The sequence below is a fragment of the Sanguibacter inulinus genome, from assembly GCF_013415325.1.
GTDB classification, from domain to species: Bacteria; Actinomycetota; Actinomycetes; order Actinomycetales; family Cellulomonadaceae; genus Sanguibacter; species Sanguibacter inulinus.
This window is the reverse complement of sequence record NZ_JACBYE010000005.1, coordinates 75,787-93,003: the sequence shown is the minus strand read 5'-3', so window position 1 is coordinate 93,003 and position 17,217 is coordinate 75,787. Positions and strand designations below refer to the sequence as shown.

17 protein-coding genes are annotated in these 17,217 nt (G+C 70.0%); 3 read left to right on the top strand and 14 right to left on the bottom strand.

What is annotated here, in order from left to right; all coding sequences use genetic code 11:
- Window positions 1–7 precede the first annotated feature (7 nt).
- The 3 genes from HZZ10_RS03610 to HZZ10_RS03600 form a co-directional block, all read right to left on the bottom strand.
- The gene (locus tag HZZ10_RS03610; protein WP_179912441.1) at window positions 8–574 is read right to left on the bottom strand and encodes a dihydrofolate reductase family protein; all 567 of its coding nucleotides are present in this window, start codon (window positions 572–574) and stop codon (window positions 8–10) included.
- A gap of 243 nt (window positions 575–817) precedes the next feature.
- Complete coding sequence (locus tag HZZ10_RS03605) at window positions 818–1,558, bottom strand: hypothetical protein (RefSeq protein ID WP_179912440.1); 741 nt, start codon at window positions 1,556–1,558, stop codon at window positions 818–820.
- 175 nt (window positions 1,559–1,733) lie between these two features.
- Window positions 1,734–2,390, bottom strand: coding sequence for a hypothetical protein (locus HZZ10_RS03600; RefSeq protein WP_179912439.1), 657 nt, complete (start codon window positions 2,388–2,390; stop codon window positions 1,734–1,736).
- A 99-nt stretch (window positions 2,391–2,489) separates the two neighbouring features.
- On the opposite strand from HZZ10_RS03600, the gene HZZ10_RS03595 reads away from it, so the two are divergent.
- Entirely contained in the window at window positions 2,490–3,818 is a 1,329-nt protein-coding gene (locus HZZ10_RS03595; RefSeq protein WP_228086963.1) for a phospholipase D-like domain-containing protein, read from the top strand.
- Here HZZ10_RS03595 and HZZ10_RS03590 read toward each other — a convergent pair.
- From HZZ10_RS03590 to HZZ10_RS03580, 3 genes are all read right to left on the bottom strand, one after another.
- A complete protein-coding gene (locus HZZ10_RS03590; protein WP_179912438.1) occupies window positions 3,802–4,242 on the bottom strand; it encodes an SRPBCC family protein in 441 nt (146 codons plus the stop codon). The genes HZZ10_RS03595 and HZZ10_RS03590 overlap by 17 nt on opposite strands.
- A gap of 42 nt (window positions 4,243–4,284) precedes the next feature.
- Window positions 4,285–4,467: a hypothetical protein gene (locus HZZ10_RS03585; protein WP_056132738.1), complete on the bottom strand. Its 183-nt coding sequence runs from the start codon at window positions 4,465–4,467 to the stop codon at window positions 4,285–4,287.
- Between the two features lie 150 nt (window positions 4,468–4,617).
- Window positions 4,618–8,016, bottom strand: a complete 3,399-nt coding sequence (locus HZZ10_RS03580) for a pyruvate carboxylase (protein WP_179912437.1) — start codon at window positions 8,014–8,016, stop codon at window positions 4,618–4,620.
- Between the two features lie 185 nt (window positions 8,017–8,201).
- On the opposite strand from HZZ10_RS03580, the gene HZZ10_RS03575 reads away from it, so the two are divergent.
- Window positions 8,202–8,975 carry a ParA family protein gene (locus HZZ10_RS03575; protein ID WP_179912436.1) on the top strand — a complete coding sequence of 258 codons (774 nt, stop codon included), beginning with the start codon at window positions 8,202–8,204 and terminating at the stop codon, window positions 8,973–8,975.
- A 124-nt stretch (window positions 8,976–9,099) separates the two neighbouring features.
- Here HZZ10_RS03575 and HZZ10_RS03570 read toward each other — a convergent pair whose 3' ends face one another.
- From HZZ10_RS03570 to clsA, 7 genes are all read right to left on the bottom strand, one after another.
- Complete coding sequence (locus tag HZZ10_RS03570) at window positions 9,100–9,678, bottom strand: MerR family transcriptional regulator (RefSeq protein WP_179912435.1); 579 nt, start codon at window positions 9,676–9,678, stop codon at window positions 9,100–9,102.
- Between the two features lie 217 nt (window positions 9,679–9,895).
- Entirely contained in the window at window positions 9,896–10,675 is a 780-nt protein-coding gene (gene ftsR / locus HZZ10_RS03565) for a transcriptional regulator FtsR (RefSeq protein WP_056132726.1), read from the bottom strand.
- The gene (locus HZZ10_RS03560; RefSeq protein ID WP_056132722.1) at window positions 10,672–11,175 is read right to left on the bottom strand and encodes an FHA domain-containing protein; all 504 of its coding nucleotides are present in this window, start codon (window positions 11,173–11,175) and stop codon (window positions 10,672–10,674) included. Before HZZ10_RS03560 ends, ftsR begins: the two co-directional genes overlap by 4 nt.
- Window positions 11,176–11,356: 181 nt before the next feature.
- Window positions 11,357–12,586, bottom strand: coding sequence for a DUF881 domain-containing protein (locus HZZ10_RS03555; RefSeq protein WP_179912434.1), 1,230 nt, complete (start codon window positions 12,584–12,586; stop codon window positions 11,357–11,359).
- Window positions 12,583–12,915, bottom strand: coding sequence for a small basic family protein (locus HZZ10_RS03550; protein WP_012866819.1), 333 nt, complete (start codon window positions 12,913–12,915; stop codon window positions 12,583–12,585). The genes HZZ10_RS03555 and HZZ10_RS03550 overlap by 4 nt, the downstream gene beginning before the upstream one ends.
- Before the next feature lie 45 nt (window positions 12,916–12,960).
- A complete protein-coding gene (locus tag HZZ10_RS03545; RefSeq protein ID WP_056132717.1) occupies window positions 12,961–13,827 on the bottom strand; it encodes a DUF881 domain-containing protein in 867 nt (288 codons plus the stop codon).
- A complete protein-coding gene (gene clsA / locus HZZ10_RS03540) occupies window positions 13,824–14,402 on the bottom strand; it encodes a cardiolipin synthase ClsA (RefSeq protein ID WP_308507471.1) in 579 nt (192 codons plus the stop codon). Before clsA ends, HZZ10_RS03545 begins: the two co-directional genes overlap by 4 nt.
- Window positions 14,403–14,732: 330 nt before the next feature.
- Here clsA and HZZ10_RS03535 point away from each other — a divergent pair, with 330 nt between their 5' ends.
- A complete protein-coding gene (locus HZZ10_RS03535; protein WP_179912433.1) occupies window positions 14,733–16,565 on the top strand; it encodes a DEAD/DEAH box helicase in 1,833 nt (610 codons plus the stop codon).
- A 155-nt stretch (window positions 16,566–16,720) separates the two neighbouring features.
- Here HZZ10_RS03535 and HZZ10_RS03530 read toward each other — a convergent pair whose 3' ends face one another.
- Window positions 16,721–17,191 carry a PH domain-containing protein gene (locus tag HZZ10_RS03530; RefSeq protein ID WP_179912432.1) on the bottom strand — a complete coding sequence of 157 codons (471 nt, stop codon included), beginning with the start codon at window positions 17,189–17,191 and terminating at the stop codon, window positions 16,721–16,723.
- Window positions 17,192–17,217 lie beyond the last annotated feature (26 nt).

Here is a 17,217-nt window from a genome sequence, read left to right as displayed (position 1 = left end):
AACGCCGTCAGTCCTTGCGGACGGCGTAGCGGAGCCAGACCACCCCGCTGTCGAAGCGGTGGTCGTCGAGCAGGTCGAGGTTCAGCGGCAGGTCAGCGGGCAAGAACCGCAGACCGTCGCCGACCGACACGGGGGAGACGTAGGGCTGGACCTCGTCGACGATCCCAGCGCGCAGGGCGTGGGCCGCGAGCGTCGGGCCTTCGATGGTGACGTCGTGGTCGAGGGCGTCGACCATCGCCCGCACAGCCTGGGGGTCGAACGTACGTTCGAGGGTCGTCTTGGCCGTCGAGGTGGAGTCGAGCGTCGTCGAGTAGACGATCTTCTCGGCGCTCTGCCACACCGTCGCGAAGCGCCTGACGAAGTCTGGGTGCGACGGGTCGTCGAGCGCCGTCTCCCAGAACGTCATCATCTCGTAGATGCGCCGGCCGTACAGATACGTGGTCGCAGACGCGAACTTCTCCGCGATGAAGTCGTGCAGCTGCTCGTCGGTGCTGGCGCCCCAGTCGGTGTTGCCCGAGGCGTCCGACGCATACCCGTCGAGCGACGAGATCATGGAGTAGATCAACCGTCCCATGAGGTTCACTGTAGGGAGCCGCGTCAGTACGGTCTAGAGGCATGGTCGAGGTCATCGTCGAAGCTTCGGACCGCCACGAGAACGGCCTGATCAGAGCCCCTCTCGGCTACTTCCCCGTAACGCCGATAATGTACGTTATGACATTATGGCGATCGTCTGGCCCCCACGACCCTCTCCGGAGAGCCGACCCGGCGAGATCTTGCCGGGTCGACCCTCCGACAGATGTCGACGACAGCCGCCGCCTCACGACGAAGACGAGTCCAGAACCAGCACGCCTGCGTCATCGGCAGCGAACCCCCAAGACGTCAGCCATTCGGGACCGTGATGCGCGACAACTGTTGACCAGCCCAGATCTTCCACGGCATACACAGCGTCCATCAGCAACGCTCGCGTGACTTCGTGGGTGACGCCGGACGCGACGTCAAAGCTGCACACGGCGGGCGGATCTCCAGACTCTACGGATATCGCTCCGAGAATGTGGCCCGACTGGTCCGTGGAGATTGCGTATCGCCACAGGAGCAGCCTCCCCTCCTCCCTGACGCTCTGAGGTCTCGCGGCCTCAAAGCCCGCTGCCTGGAGTCTCCGCGTGTCCGAGTCACCAGGTTCAACGTCACGGATGTGGAACGCAGCGGTGGCGGGATCCTCCTTCAGGTCAAGCCAAGTCACTCCCTCGCTCCTGCTCCGAGGCGCTCTCCGTGTAAGGCCTGTCAGCAGCTCCTCCATGACGGTGACGCGAACTGCGTATTCGACCCACTCGTCAATCGTCCCGGGGTCCCATCGAGTCCAGATGGGATCCCTCGACGAGTTCGGTATGGCAAGCTTCACCCCGAAGATCGTCGGATTGTGTTCCCACCAGAAAGTGATCTGAAGCTCGCCAGCTTCCGCGACCACGGATCTCAATCGGAATTCCACCCCAGCCCCGGGATGCTCCAGCTTCTCCTTCGCCAGGGAGAGCACCTCTTGCACATCGATCGACTCGTCCACGGCTTTCAATCCAATCCTGAGAGTTCAGCGAACAAGAGAGACGCACGCCGCTACCCTGCGTTGACTGCCCCCTTGACCCAGTCAGGACACCACGTGACGCCTTCGTAGTAGGTCGCCATGACACCCTTCGGGCCCCCAATGACATTGTGGCGATATGGAGAGGCCAGGCTCGACCTCAGTCGCACTCTCCCGGAAGCTCTGCGTCACGGTCGACGAGCAGCACCTCGAAGCTGGCCTCACGCAAGCGATCGACCAGGTCCGTGCTGCACGAGATGTACAGCGAGTCGTGGTAGATCGGGCAGGCCAGCAAGAACGACCCGTCGTCCGGCCACACGAACACCGGCAGCCTCAGGTGCTCGTCGTCCGCGGTCCGGGCGCCGAGCCACGAGACCGGTGCTCGGTGCGGCACCAACCCTCCAGACCGTCGAGCCAACCCGGTGAGCCACGGCGGACAGCCGGTGTCGAGCCCGTCGGTCTCTCCGGCGTAGCCCTCCCACAGGAAGAACCAGCACTCGTCCGGAGTCGCGGTGTGCTCGCCGAGGACAGCGGCGAGCGCGACAGAGAACACCCGTCCGGGCGTGGCGTACGCCATCCTCAGACCGGTGCGCCCCACCGACTCCAGGCAACGCTCGAGATCTGACCACCGCACGTCTGGCGTCAGCACGCTGTCGGCCGCGCCCGTCGTCTCGTCGTGAGCGACGTCGAGCGCGGCGACCTGCGCGGCGACCTGGGCCACGAGCCCCTCCCAGGGCCACCGGCTGTCGCCCGGGCCGTGCAGAGGGAGGAAGATCCGTGCCGCGACCTCGTGCGTGGACGTCGTGAAGGCACTCACCCGCAGGTCCTCGGGCCCCAGGCTAGGGACGACGCCCATATGCCCCCACCCCCTCCCCTGCGACCACGACGCGCGCCCGTCCGTGGTGCGCTCCAGCCCATGCTAGACGAGCGCTACGGCGCGGATCAGCGCGTCACCAGGCCGAACGCCCCGCCGCCGTCTAAGGTCGTCGGTGTGGACGACCTCGAGCACACAGCCATCCGATTTGCGCAGAAGACGCTCAAGCGAGCCATCGTCCTGTCCGCCGTCACACCCTTCGTGGTCGCCGGCGGCGTCGTGGCCCTCGACCACTGGTCCAAGCGCAAGAAGTCGCGCAAGGCGGTCTTCCCGCACTCGAGGCCCGTGAGCTCGACTGTCGAGACGACAGGGACCACGATCTACACCTTCGGTGAAGACGTCTACGCCGCCATGCTCGAGGCGATCGAGGGCGCGACCGAGCGCATCTTCATCGAGACGTACATCTGGAAGGGCGACGAGGTCGGCCGCCAGTTCAAGGACGCGCTCATCGCGGCGCACGAGCGTGGCGTCGAGGTCTTCGTGGTCTACGACGGCTTCGCCAACGCCGTGGTCCCCCGGTCGTTCTTCAGGTTCCCCGAGGGCATCCACGTCTTGGAGTACCCGATCTTCCGCCCGCAGGTGCTGCTCATGGACCTCAAGCACACCGGCCGAGACCACCGCAAGATCTTGGTCGTCGACGACGAGGTCGGGTTCGTCGGCGGGTACAACATCGGCACGCTCTACGCGACGCAGTGGCGCGACACGCACCTGCGGGTCACCGGGACGGCGGTGTGGGAGCTCTCGAGCGCCTTCGTCGACTTCTGGAACCTCAACCGCAAGGACAAGCACCCGGCGATCGACTCCCCCGGCACCATCACGTGGGTCCCGGGCTTCCAGGCTGCGCGCAACGCGCCGGCCCGTCGGGTCTACCCGATCCGCAACCTGTACCTCGAGGCCTTCCGCAGGGCGACGAGCCACATCTACCTCACGCAGGCGTACTTCATCCCCGACCGTGAGCTGCTCGAGGTCCTCGTCGCCGCGGCGCGCCGCGGGGTCGACGTCAGGCTCATCGTCCCCGAGGCGTCGAACCACGTGCTCACCGACTGGCTGTCCCGCGGGCTCTACTCCCAGCTGCTCCGCGCCGGTGTGACCATCTGGTTGTTCCGCAACGCGATGGTCCACGCGAAGACCGCGACAGTCGACGGGCGCTGGACGACCATCGGCACGGCGAACATCGACAGGCTCAGCCTCACCGGCAACTACGAGATCAACATGGCGATCTACGACACGGGGATCGCCGCGCAGATGGAAGACATCTTCGCCCTCGACCTCACCAACTGCCGCGAGCTGCAGCTCGACGCGTGGGAGGCCCGCTCCCCCGTCGCGAAGATCGGCGAGCTGCTGCTCACCCCGCTCAGCCCTCTGCTGTGAGCACCCGCTCCATGGTGTCGAAGAACCCCCGGTAGCCCTCGGCGAGCTGGGCGTACTGCTCGTCGGTGAACCCGCTGTTCATCTGGGTGAAGATCATCTCGGTCCCGCCCTCGACCGCGACGAGGTCGACGGTCAGCGGCGCCCCGGGATCGGTCCCAGGCGCGTCGGTCATCGTCAGGACCAGCCGGTTCGGCGGGTCGACCTCGACGAAGGTGCCCTCCCAGTGGATCTGGTGCCCGTCGGGCAGGTGCATGACCGCGCTCCACGCGCCGCCGGGGCGCACGTCCATCGAGAGGGTGTCGAGCGGGACGTCCACGGCGTCGGTGCCGAACCACACCGAGAACACCTCGGGCATCGTCCAGGCCGCGAACACGCTCTCCGGGGTGACGGGGAAGGTCCGGGTGATCGTCAGGCCGTCAGTCATGGAGCGCTCCTCGGAGGGTGTGGTGGTGCGGTCAGGTGGTCGTCAGACCCTGTCGGCGTCGGCGATCTCCTCTTCAGGACGCGGCGGCACCGTCTCGTCGGCCTCGATGACGGGCACCTCGTCGTACTCCGGGTGCTCGTCGCGGATGGCCTCGGCGGCAGCCTGCAGGCTGTCGGTCTCGCTCGCGGGGGTGGCGCTCGGCTCGGGGACTGTGCTCTCGCTCATGATGCTCTCCTCAGCTGGTGGGACAGACCTTCACGCTAGACACCCCTGCTCACCTGCGCCACCGCGCAGGCGGGGACTGACTCCCCCACGCCACCGCGCACGCGGGGACAGACTCCCCGCGCCGCCGCGACGCGAGACCGCACCTGCTCGTCAGCCGACGACGAGCACGAGGTCGCCGCCCTCGAGCTGCTGCACCCCACCGATCGCCAGCCGCTGGACGACGCCCTCGACGGGGGTGGTGATCGCCGCCTCCATCTTCATCGCCTCGACCGTCGCCACGGTCTGGCCGGCCTCGACCCTGTCTCCCTCGGCGACCACAGGGGTCACGGCCCCCGCGAAAGGTGCTCCGATCTGCCCTGGGACCTGCGGGTCTGCCTTGTCTGCCACGGACCCCGAGACCTCGATGCTGCGGTCACGCACCGGGATCGGACGGATCTGCCCGTTGAGCGTGAACATCACGCTGCGGATCCCGCGCAGGTCAGGTTCACCCACGGCCTCGAGCCCGACCAGCAGCCGGACCCCACGGGCGAGGGCGATCTCGACTTCCTCGCCGCGCTGCAGCCCGTACAGGTAGGTGCTCGTCTCGAGGACGCTCACGTCGCCGTAGGCGGCGCGCGTCGCGCGGAAGTCCTTCGTCGGACCGGCGAAGAGCAGCTGGTTGAGCCGGTCCCGACGCTGCGCCGAGTCTCCCGCCAGGGCCGCGAGGTCCTCGTCAGAGAGCGGGGTGACCCCGGCCCGGACCGTCCGCCCGGCGAGGGCGCGCGTCCGGAAGGGCTCGGGCCAGCCACCGGGCGGGTCGCCGAGCTCGCCGCCGAGGAAGGCGATGACCGAGTCGGGGATGTCGTAGTCCTGAGGGTTCTCCGCGAAGTCCGCAGGGTCCGCGCCGCGCGCGACGAGCTGGAGCGCGAGGTCACCGACCACCTTCGACGACGGGGTGACCTTGACGAGCCGCCCGAGGATCCGGTCGGCCGCGCCGTAGGTCGACTCGATCTGCTCGAACCTGTCACCCAGACCCAGCGCGATGGCCTGCTGGCGCAGGTTCGACAGCTGGCCACCGGGGATCTCGTGCGTGTACACACGCCCTGTCGGGCCCGACAGCCCCGACTCGAAGGGGCTGTACAGCCGGCGCACGGCCTCCCAGTACGGCTCGAGGTCGCAGACCGCGGCCAGGGACAGCCCCGTGTCGCGCGGGGTGTGCTCGAGCCCGGCGACGAGCGCCGACATCGACGGCTGGCTCGTGGTGCCGGCCATCGCGGCGCTCGCCACGTCGACGGCGTCGACACCTGCCTCGACCGCGGCCAGCAGCGTGGCCATCTGCCCGCCGCTCGTGTCGTGGGTGTGCAGGTGGACGGGCAGGTCGAAGCGCTCGCGGAGCGCCGTCACGAGACGCGTGGCCGCGGCCGGGCGGAGCAGACCGGCCATGTCCTTGATCGCGAGGACGTGCGCACCGGCCGCGACGATCTTGTCGGCCAGAGCGAGGTAGTAGTCGAGGGTGTAGAGCGTCTCGTCCGGGTCCAGCAGGTTGCCCGTGTAGCAGAGCGCGACCTCCGCGACGGCGGTCCCGGTCGCCCGGACGGCCGCGATCGCCGGGGCCATCTGCTCGACGTCGTTGAGGGCGTCGAAGATCCGGAAGATGTCCACGCCCGTCGCCGCAGCCTCCTTGACGAAGGCCTCGGTCACCTCGGTCGGGTACGGGGTGTACCCGACGGTGTTCCGGCCGCGCAGCAGCATCTGGATCGCGACGTTCGGCAGCGCCGCACGGAGCTTCGCGAGCCGCACCCAGGGGTCTTCACCGAGGAACCGGAGCGCGACGTCGTAGGTCGCCCCGCCCCAGGCCTCGACCGAGAGCAGCTCGGGGGTGAGCCGTGCGACGTAGGGCGCGACGACCTCGAGGTCGTGCGTGCGGACGCGGGTGGCCAGCAGCGACTGGTGCGCGTCACGGAAGGTCGTGTCGGTGACCGCCACCGCCGTCTGATCGCGCAGTGCGCGGGCGAATCCCTCGGGACCGAGCTCGAGCAGGCGCTGCCTGCTGCCCGGGACGGCAGGCTCGGTCACGTCGACGGCCGGGAGCTTGTGCTTCGGCTCGATCGCGCCCGTCGAGGCACCGTTCGGCTGGTTGACCACGACGTCGCCGAGGTAGGCGAGCAGACGGGTCCCACGGTCGGCGCTCTCCCGCGCGGCGAGGAGCTCCGGACGCTCGTCGATGAACGACGTCGAGACGTCGCCCTCGACGAAGGCCTCGTCGGCCAGCACGGCCTGGAGGAAGGGGATGTTCGTGCGGATGCCGCGGATGCGGAACTCGGCGAGGGCACGCCGAGCACGTCGCACGGCCGTCGGGTAGTCGCGGCCGCGGCAGGTGAGCTTGACGAGCATCGAGTCGAAGTGCCCGGAGATCTCAGACCCGGCCGTGGCCGTGGCCCCGTCGAGGCGCACACCTGCGCCGCCCGGGGACCTGTAGGCGACGATGCGCCCGGTGTCCGGCCGGAAGCCGTTCGCCGGGTCTTCTGTCGTGATGCGCGTCTGCAGGGCCGCGCCGTTGACCCGGACGTCCTCCTGCCGGATGCCGAGGTCTGCGAGGCTCTCCCCTGCGGCGATCCGCATCTGCGACGAGACGAGGTCGATGTCGGTGACCTCTTCGGTCACCGTGTGCTCGACCTGGATGCGCGGGTTCATCTCGATGAACACGTGCTGACCGGCCCGCTCCCCCACGGTGTCGACCAGGAACTCGACGGTCCCGGCGTTCTGGTAGCCGATGGCGCGGGCGAACTTCACGGCGTCGGCGCAGAGCGCGTCACGGATCGCGGGGTCGAGGTTCGGTGCCGGGGCGATCTCGATGACCTTCTGGTGCCGGCGCTGGACCGAGCAGTCGCGCTCGAAGAGGTGCACCACCTCGCCGCTGCCGTCCGCGAGGATCTGCACCTCGATGTGGCGCGGGCGCAGCACGGCCTGCTCGAGGAACATCGTCGGGTCGCCGAAGGCGCTGTCGGCCTCCCGCATCGCCGCCTGGAGCGCCTCGCGCAGGTCTTCGGGGCGGTCGACGCGGCGCATGCCACGGCCACCACCACCGGCGACGGCCTTGGCGAAGATCGGGAAGCCGATGCGCTCGGCCGCTGCGACGAGCTCGTCGAGGTCGGCCGAGGGCTCGCTCGACTCGAGGACGGGGATGCCCGCCTCCCGTGCGGCTCGCAGCGCGCGGACCTTGTTGCCGGCGAGCTCGAGCACCTCGGCGGGTGGACCGATGAAGGTCAGCCCGGCGTCGACGCAGGCACGGGCCAGGTCAGGGTTCTCGGACAAGAACCCGTAGCCGGGGTACACGGCGTCGGCGCCAGCACCCTTCGCGACCCGGATGATCTCGTCGATGTCGAGATACGCGCGGACGGGGTGCCCCTCGTCGCCGATGAGGTACGACTCGTCGGCCTTGAGGCGGTGCTCGGAGTTGCGGTCCTCCTGCGGGAACACCGCGACGGTGCGCGCACCCATCTCGTAGGCGGCACGGAAGGCGCGCACGGCGATCTCCGCTCGGTTGGCGACCAGCACCTTGGTGAACACGCAGACATCCCATCGTTCGGGGGCTCGACAGCCTGGACGGCTGGCCCGATCCTCCCACGGACAGTCCCGAGGTGGGTGAAGCCTTCCGACCCACGGACGGTGATCGCCCGGAAGCACCCGATCACCCCTGGTCGCAGGGCTCTGGGCCCTTTCGTCCCACCACCTCGCACCGCTACAGTTGCCGCGTGCCAGTGCTAGGTGTCTGCAGTCTGAAGGGCGGCGTCGGCAAGACGTCCGTCACCCTGGGTCTCGCCTCCGCCGCCGTGGCCGCGGAGATGCGCACCCTGGTCGTCGACCTCGACCCCCAGGCGGATACGACCCTCGCCCTGGGCGCGACAGGTGCCGCGGCACAGGACGTCGCAGCCGTCCTGGACAACCCGGCCCGGTACGTCGTCGACTCGGCGATCGCCTCGTCAGCCTGGGACCCCGACCTGCTCGACGTCCTCGTGGGGTCCTCGGAGTCGGTCCGTCACGACGGTCCGACCTACGAGCACAGGCTCCAGAACCTCTCGAACGCGCTGAGCCCCCTCGACGAGTACGACCTGGTCCTCGTCGACTGCCCGCCCTCGCTCGGTGGCCTGACCCGGCAGGGACTCACGGCGTGCACCCGCGCCCTCGTGGTGACCGAGCCCGGGCTCTTCTCCGTCACGGCTGCGGCGCGCGCCTTCCAGGCGATCGACGCCCTGCGACGTGGCCCGGCGCCCGGGCTCCAGCCGCTCGGCGTGGTCGTCAACAGGGTGCGGGCGCGCTCCTCCGAGCAGACGTACCGCCAGCAGGAGCTCGACGGCATGTTCGGGCCGCTGATCCTCTCCCCCGCGATCCCCGAGCGCGCAGCCATGCAGCAGGCGCAAGGGGCTGGTCGGGCGATCCACGACTGGCCCGGCACCTCGGCGAGCGAGCTCGCGCAGGGCTTCGACGCTCTGCTGGCCCGGGCTGTGCGCGCGATGTCGGAGGTCTGAGACGCTCCACGCCTGAGCCGCCATGCGCCGATCAGTCGGGCGCCGAAACGGACGCTGCGACCGTGGCCCCAGTGCCGACCTGGTCCGGCCAGGGCCTCTGGGGTGCTCGGTCAGCCAGCCCCTGTCAGCCGGCGGTGCGGGCCTGGCGGCGTGCCGACAGCTCGTCGGGGACTGCTGCAGCCGGCTCGAGGCGCTCTGTCGGCAGGGTCGCGAGGGTGCCCTCGACCTCACGCCACACACGGCCGACGGCGATCCCGAAGACCCCCTGGCCGCCCTGCACGAGGTCGATGACCTCGTCGGCCGAGGTGCACTCGTAGACCGAGGCGCCGTCGCTCATCAGGGTGATCTGTGCGAGGTCGTCGACCCCGCGCTCACGCAGGTGCATCACTGCGGTGCGGATCTGCTGGAGCGAGACCCCGGTGTCGAGCAGACGCTTGACGACCTTGAGGACGAGGACGTCCCGGAAGCTGTACAGACGGTGCGTGCCAGAGCCTGTCGCAGGACGGACCGTGGGCTCGACCAGACCGGTACGGGCCCAGTAGTCGAGCTGGCGGTAGGTGATGCCAGCAGCACGGCACGCGGTCGGACCGCGGTAGCCGATGGACTCGTCCAGGTCAGGGAGGTCCTCGTCGAAGAGGAGTCCCTGCGTGCGTCGGGGAGCGGGCGTCCCACCAGGGACGCCTTCACGACCGGTTCCGCTCACAGCTGCCTCCGTCTCGATGCCTCCACCTGGACCGCGCCGCAGGCTGCTGCCCGACGCCGTGCGTCGGTGCGCCTGCCGCTGTGCGACGGACCCCTGGTCGCGTCGGCGGGACGTGCCCGCCGAGCACCCGGTTCGTGGATGACCATGCTCACGCTAGGGGTCCGCGGTCACCGGGTCAACGACCGTCGGCGGACGACTTCTGGCGTGTCGGCCAGCGTCAGCGCGGGAGCTCGTCGATCCCCTGGCGGACCCACACCGTGTGCAGGCGCGCCATGAGCTCACCGAGCTCGGACGCCGTCGCCGCAGCCTGTCCCCGGGCGGCCGGTGACTGCTGACCGCGCAACGGCGAGACGACCTGGTCGACGAGGGTCACGTGCCTGTCGGCAGCCGACCGGAGCGTGCGCAGGTGCCGCGCCTCGATGCCGTAGACACCGAGCTGGGCGGCCGTCTCGACGACGTCGCGCGCGAAGGCGTCAAAACGACCGCCGGCGTCAGGACGCAGCACACCGGCGTTGACGAGCTCTTCGACGAGCGCCACCGGCACCCCGCACTCGGCGGCGAGCAGGTCGGAGCTCGACGGCCCACGACCAGTCGTCGCGGTCTGGCCACCTCGTGCGACGAGCCGCGGGATGAGCGGCCTGTCGCTGCTCGCCACACCCTCGTCGAGGGCGCTCAGCTTGTCCTTGATGACCTTGAGCGGCAGGTACCTGTCGCGCTGCTCGATGAGCACGAAGCGCAGTCGCTCGACGTCGGCAGGGCTGTACTTGCGGTACCCGGACGAGGTCCGGACCGGCTCGACGAGCCCCTGCTCCTCGAGGAACCTCAGCTTCGAGTGGCTGATCGCCGGGAACTCCAGGCGCAGGCTGGCCAGCACGTCGGAGATCCGCATCGTCGCCTCGCGCGAGATGCCGTGGGGCCAGGTGTCGACGACCTCGGGAGCGGCTGCGTCGTCGCCCTGGTCCCTCGTCGGGTCGTGCGTGGGGCGCGCTGCGGTCACTCGGCGGCCGGCCCGTCGCTGGTCGCCTCGTGCTGGCGGGGGCTCGGGTAGAAGAGCATCCGGTACTTGCCGATCTGCACCTCGTCACCAGCCTTCAGGAGGGCCGAGTCGATGCGCTCACGGTTGACGTACGTCCCGTTGAGCGACCCGATGTCCCGGACCCTGAAGTCGTCGAGCTCGCGGACGAACTCGGCGTGCTTGCGCGAGACCGTGACGTCGTCGAGGAAGATGTCCGACTTCTCGCTGCGGCCCGCGACGGTCTTGTCGTCGTCGAGGAGGAACCTCGACCCGCCGCTCTGGCCACGGCGCATCACCAGGAGCGCTGACGTACGCGGCAGGGCGGCCACGGCCGCCTGCTCCTCGGCAGTGAGGCCTGGTGCTGCGGAGACGTCGTCCTGCAGACCGCTGCCGAAGCTGATCGTCGTGTCTCCGAGAGCCCTCTGGGCGGCAGCACGCGACTGGTCCGGCTGGCCCCCGGGGACTTCAGTGCTGCTACTCATGTCGCCTCCTGATCATGCGGTCCCGCGGTCGTCCACGGGTCTCTCTCGGCACTGACTGCGCTACCGGTCCGGCAGGCATCTGATCTGCACAACCTTAGATGGTCCGTCTAGGTGACGAAACCACCTCGACCCGCCCGTCTCACCCGTGCCGACCTGCTGGAGAGCACCGACGGGGCAGATCTCACCCGTCTGTCGCGGGCTTCGCGAACTGGGGGTCGGCCGGGTCGCGGACCGACCGGATCTGCACGAGCTCCTTCTGGGCGATCGTCGTGCGGCCACCGCTCGTGGTGATCGAGGCCATCGCCCCGCCCGGGATCGCCATCGCCGGCTCGAGGGTCTGCGGGTCGCCGATGACAGTCCAGCGGTAGGGCGGGGCCACGACGATCCCGTCGACCGAGACCCCCGAGGCCGTGTCCTCGAAATAGCTGCTGGTCACCATGCGGATCCCGTTGACGTCGATCGCCTCGGCGCCGGCGTTGCGCAGCTCTTCGAGGACGTTGAACAGGCGCGCAGCCGAGATCGGCGAGTCACCCTGCACGATCTGGATCTCGAGACCGGGGCCCTCGGCCGGCAGGCGACCGGAGAGGATCCCCTGGATCTCGGCGTTCTTCTCGGCGAGCTCGACGGCCGCCTGCTGGGAGTCCGAGCCGGACCTCAGCTCGAACTCGGTCTCGCGCAGCGACGACGCCTCGCGCTCGAGGCTGTCGGATCGCTTGCTCACGTCGTCGAGGATCCGCACGAGGTCGGACTGGCGCAGGCCGGAGAACTCGTCCTGCTGGTTCTGCTGCAGCTGGACCACGAGCGCGAAGCCGAGGACTGCGCAGAGGACCGCTGCGAGCACCTGCGCCCGCGTCATCCGGGGACGGAAGGCCGACCGGAGACGGCTGCCCGGGGTCATCGCGGCGCGGGCGGCGCGACGCGCCTCCTCCGGGCTCTGCGGAGCCTGCTCGGAGCCCGACTCAGACGGGTCGGGACTCGGCGCGGCGGTCGTCGAGGGCCTCGCTGCTGATCCGCTGGCAGCAGGGCGCGGGGCTGGCGACGCGGCGGCCGGACGACCAGGGCGTGCGGCCGCGGCAGGCGTCGAGGATCCCGCCTTCTTGACGGGTGGTGGCCGCATGGCTGTCTCGCCGTCGTGGGCAGGGTTGGGCACGACCCTGACGACGCTCAGCGGGAGGACGACCTCGATCTCGTCGGTGTCCGGGTGGGTCTCCGCCCGGCTGCGGGGCGCGGTCGCCCCGACGGGGATCGAGGGCGGAGGCGTCGCGGCGGCGGGAGTCTCGGCGACGGCTGCATAGGCCTCACCGGCAGCAGTCTCGGTCTCGCGGGCGACGTCGGGCTGCACCTGCGCGTCGGGCGTGGCCTCGGGAGTGTCACGCGTGCCCTCGTCGGGGCCTCCGGTCGGCGTGCTCATGCCTTGAACAGGTGACGGCGGATGGCCGCAGCGTTGGAGAAGATGCGGATGCCGAGCACGACCACCACGCCTGTCGAGAGCTGCGTGCCGACGCCGAGCTGGTCACCGAGGAACACGATGAGCGCGGCGACCACCACGTTCGACAAGAAGGACACGAGGAAGACCTTGTCGTCGAACATGCCGTCGAGCAGCGCGCGCAACCCGCCGAAGAGCGCGTCGAGCGCAGCCACGACGGCGATGGGCAGGTACGGCTGGAGGTACACGGGCACCGTGGGCTCGAGGAGCAGCCCGGCGACCACCCCGATCAGCAGACCGAAGACCGGAATCACGTGTCACTCCCCCACCCAGTAGTTCCTGACGCCTCGGTCAGCATGTCAACCCTCGTCATTATCCTTGCCGACGGGGCCTGCGTAGAACAGCACGCGTGTCGGCCCCGCAGGCACTGTGAGCTCGTCGCTCGACGAGACGTTCGTCTTGATCCCGTACTGCGACCCGAGAGCGCTCAGCTGCCGGGCCGCGGAAGAGCGCGCCAGGCCGGTCTCCAGGTCGTTCGTGCCACCGATGGCGACCACCTCGTACGGGGCGCTCACACCGACCAGGTCGACGAGGATCGCGCTCCCGGCGCTGCGGATCGCCGTCGTGGACGTGAGGCGCTGGTCGTTGACGGCGATCGCCTCCGCGCCGGAGGCCCAGAGGGCGTTGACCAGCATCTGCAGGTCCGAGTCCTGCACGAGCGCCGCCGGCTCGTCGGCCGCGTTGGGCCCGTTCTCGACGGTGACCACGATGCCCTGGCCGCGGGCCGCGATCGTCCCGTTGGAGAGCCCGTCCTGCGTGAGCTGCTCGACAGCCTCCGGGTCGGAGGACGACAGCGCGGCGTCCCGCAGCTCGTCGATCGACGCCTGGAGGTCGGTGTTCGTCTGCGTCCGCTCGGCGAGCTGCGCACGACGGCTCGTGATCTCCTCGACGAGGAGCTCGCGCGCCGCGACGACCCCGGGTTGGGGTGCACGCAGCTGCTGGGCCGCGCTCGCCGTCGAGAAGCCGAGCACGACAGCCAGGACGAGCAGCCAGATCACGGTCCGGTTCCGGCGCGGCGGCGCCTCGCCCCGCGCCTTGCGACGTGCTGCCTCCGCATAGCCCGCGTCGAGGGGTCGGTGCATCACCTCGTTGAGGAGGGTCATCGAGGCGTCGACGGGTGGGCGCTTCGCCAGGCTCGGGTCGTCCACGTGGTGGCCCGGCGTCACGACGGTGCCCCTGCGGCAGCGCGGTGCTCGGCGACGAGCTCGCGGGCCTGCACCACGTAGAGCGCACCCGAGGCCCAGTAGAGCCCCACGCCCCACCACGCGAAGGCCCAGCCTGCGGCGTGCGCGACCGCGCCGAGCGTCCCTGACGACTCCGCGAGCAGCAGCAGCGGGAAGGCGTAGAGCAGGGCGAAGGTCGCCGCCTTGCCGAGGAAGTTCACCGGCAGCGGCCCGTAGCCGAGGCGCGTGAGCGTCGGCAGGAGGCAGGCCATGAGGACGTCCCTGGACAAGATCACGACGAGCAGCCACAGCGGGACGACGTCGCGCCACGCGAGGGCGACCAGCGTGACGAGGATGAACAGGCGGTCGGCGGCAGGGTCGAGCACCTGGCCGAGCTTCGACACCTGGTCGAGCCGGCGGGCGACGGCGCCGTCGAGCCAGTCGGTGAACCCGGAGAAGGCGAGCACGAGCAGGGCGGCGACGTCGTGGGAGGTGATGATGAGGACGGCGAACACCGGCGCGAGGGCCAGGCGCAGCATGCTGATGAGGTTGGGGACCGTGAGCACGCGTGTGCTCACCTGCTGCTCGTTCACCTCGGCCACCGCTGCCTGCCCCTCACCGTGCGCGTCCCTGCTGTGCTGTCATCTTAGGGGGCGGCACCGTCACGCCCTCCCCTGCTGCGTGCGCGACCAGCACCTTGTGGTCGAGGTCACCGCGCCCGACGCTGGTCTGCGACACCCTCCAGGGCGTACTGTGGAGCCATCCCTCGGAGTTTGTCGCGGGTCCCGCGTGTGCGTGTGTCAGTGGCCGGTCACGGCCCAGTGTGTGTGTTTCGGGATTGCGACTCCAGATCGACAGGTCGAGCTGACCTCCGCTTCCCCCACACCACTGAACGGTTGTAGTCCTCCATGACGTCTTCTGACACCTCTGCGCCCGAGAGCGCCCTCACCACCCCCATCCCTGCTGCTGAGGCAGTCACCTTCGCGGACCTCGGCCTCCCCGCCGAGCTGCTCTCCGCGGTGCTGGACCTCGGGTTCACCATCCCGTCGACCATCCAGGAGAAGGCCATCCCGGCCCTCCTCGCAGGCAACGACATCACCGGTGTCGCCCAGACGGGTACGGGCAAGACCGCGGCCTTCGGGCTCCCGATGCTCGCCGCCGTCGACCCCGAGCTGCGTCGCACCCAGGCCCTCGTCCTGGCCCCGACCCGCGAGCTCGCCATGCAGGTCGCCGAGGCCATCGAGACCTTCGCCAAGCACCTCCCCGGCATCGAGGTCGTCCCCGTCTACGGTGGCTCGCCCTACCCGCCCCAGGCTCGTGCGCTCTCCCGCGGCGCGCAGATCGTCGTCGGTACCCCCGGTCGTGTGATCGACCACCTCGAGCGTGGCACCCTCAAGCTCGGTGACATCCGCTTCCTCGTCCTCGACGAGGCCGACGAGATGCTCCGCATGGGCTTCGCCGAGGACGTCGAGAAGATCTTCGGCGCCGCTCCGGTCGAGCGTCAGGTCGCCCTGTTCTCCGCGACGATGCCCCCGCAGATCCGCCGCGTCGCGCAGCACCACATGCGCCAGCCCGTCGAGATCGCCGTGTCGCGCCAGTCGTCGACCGTCACCTCGGTCACCCAGCAGTACGCGGTCGTGCCCTTCCGTCACAAGGTCGGCTCGCTGACCCGCGTGCTCGCCACCTCCGACGCCGACGCCGCGATCGTCTTCTGCCGCACCCGTGGCGCAGCAGAAGAGGTCGGCTCCGCCCTCATCGAGCGTGGCATCTCCGCCGCGACCATCTCCGGTGACGTGGCGCAGAAGGACCGCGAGAAGATCGTCGAGCGCCTCCGCGCCGGCGCCCTCGACGTCCTCGTCGCGACCGACGTCGCGGCCCGTGGCCTCGACGTCGACCGCATCGGTCTCGTCGTGAACTTCGACATCCCCGGTGAGCCCGAGGCCTACGTCCACCGCATCGGCCGCACGGGCCGCGCCGGACGCACGGGTGTCGCGCTCTCCTTCGTCACCCCGAACGAGCGCGGTCGACTCAAGCAGATCGAGCGTACGATCCGTCAGCAGCTCGTCGAGATCGAGATCCCGTCGCCCGCCGACGTGTCGGCCCACAAGGTCGCCACGCTCCTCGGCCGCGTGGACGCCCGTCGTGACGCCGGCCGCCTGTCGATGTACAGCGACCTCATCCGCACGCACATCGACACCCACGGCACCGACCCGGCCGAGCTCGCCGCGATCCTCGCAGCCCTGGCCGTCGGCGACGACGGCCCCCAGGCTCGCGAGGAAGAGGCAGCCTTCGAGGCGCAGCGCGCCGAGGCCCGTGACGCCCGCAAGCGTCGTGACGACGACCGCGCCCCGCGCGAGCGCCGTGACAACGACCGTCCGTCGCGCGGTGTCCGCCGCGAGTCGACCGGCACCCGGTACCGCCTCTCCGTCGGTCACACGCACGGCGCCCAGCCGAGCGGCATCGTCGGCGCGCTGACCAACGAGGGTGGCCTCTCGGGCAAGGACCTCGGCAAGATCGACATCTTCCCGTCCTTCTCGCTCGTCGACATCAGCGCCCCGCTCGACTCCGAGACGATCGACAAGATCTCCCGGGCCCGCGTCGCCGGCAAGGCGCTGCGCATCAAGCTGGACGACGGCCCCGCGCCGACCCGTCCCGCCGCTGGCGGCCCGCGCAACAGCGCACCGTCCGGCCGTCGCGAAGAGCGTTTCGACCGCAAGCCGCGCACGGACGCCCGCTACTGAGGCGCTCCTGACCGGTCGTCTCTGCGGGGACGACCGGTCATAGGCACCGCGCACAGCACGACAAGAACCCCCTGCCTCTTGAGGCAGGGGGTTCTTGTCGTCTCGCTGACGGGCGGGGCTGACCGGCCTGCGGGTCCGAGCGCGTGCTGCTGGTGTCAGACCGCGGGGCCCGAGCCGTCCTGCTCCTGGCCCTCGCCGTGGCGGACCACGAGGGCTGCGAGGCGCCGGGCCTCGCGCACCGCGTACTCGCCGTCGGCTCGTTGGACGGCCATGACCGGCCAGGTCGTGCCGTCGGAGATCTCGAGGAGCACCCAGGGGTCGCCCGAGCCGAACCGCACTGCGAGGACCTGCGTCCACTCGAGGGTGCGCACTCGCAGGAGGTTGCGGACCGTGACGCCGTGCTCGTCCACGCGGGCGCGGACCGTGGCCTGACGCCAGAGGAAGACGCACCCGGCGACCAGGACCACCGAGGTGCCGAGGGCGTCGGCGGGCTCGTAGCCACGGCCGTCTGTGCCAGGAGCCTGCCAGAGGACGAGGAGTCCCCCGAGCACGATCACGACGATCGCACCCCAGGCCACGTAGCGGACGAACCGTGGCCTGAGGTCTGCGTAGACGTCACGTGCCATGGGCACTCCTCTCCGACCGGTCAGAC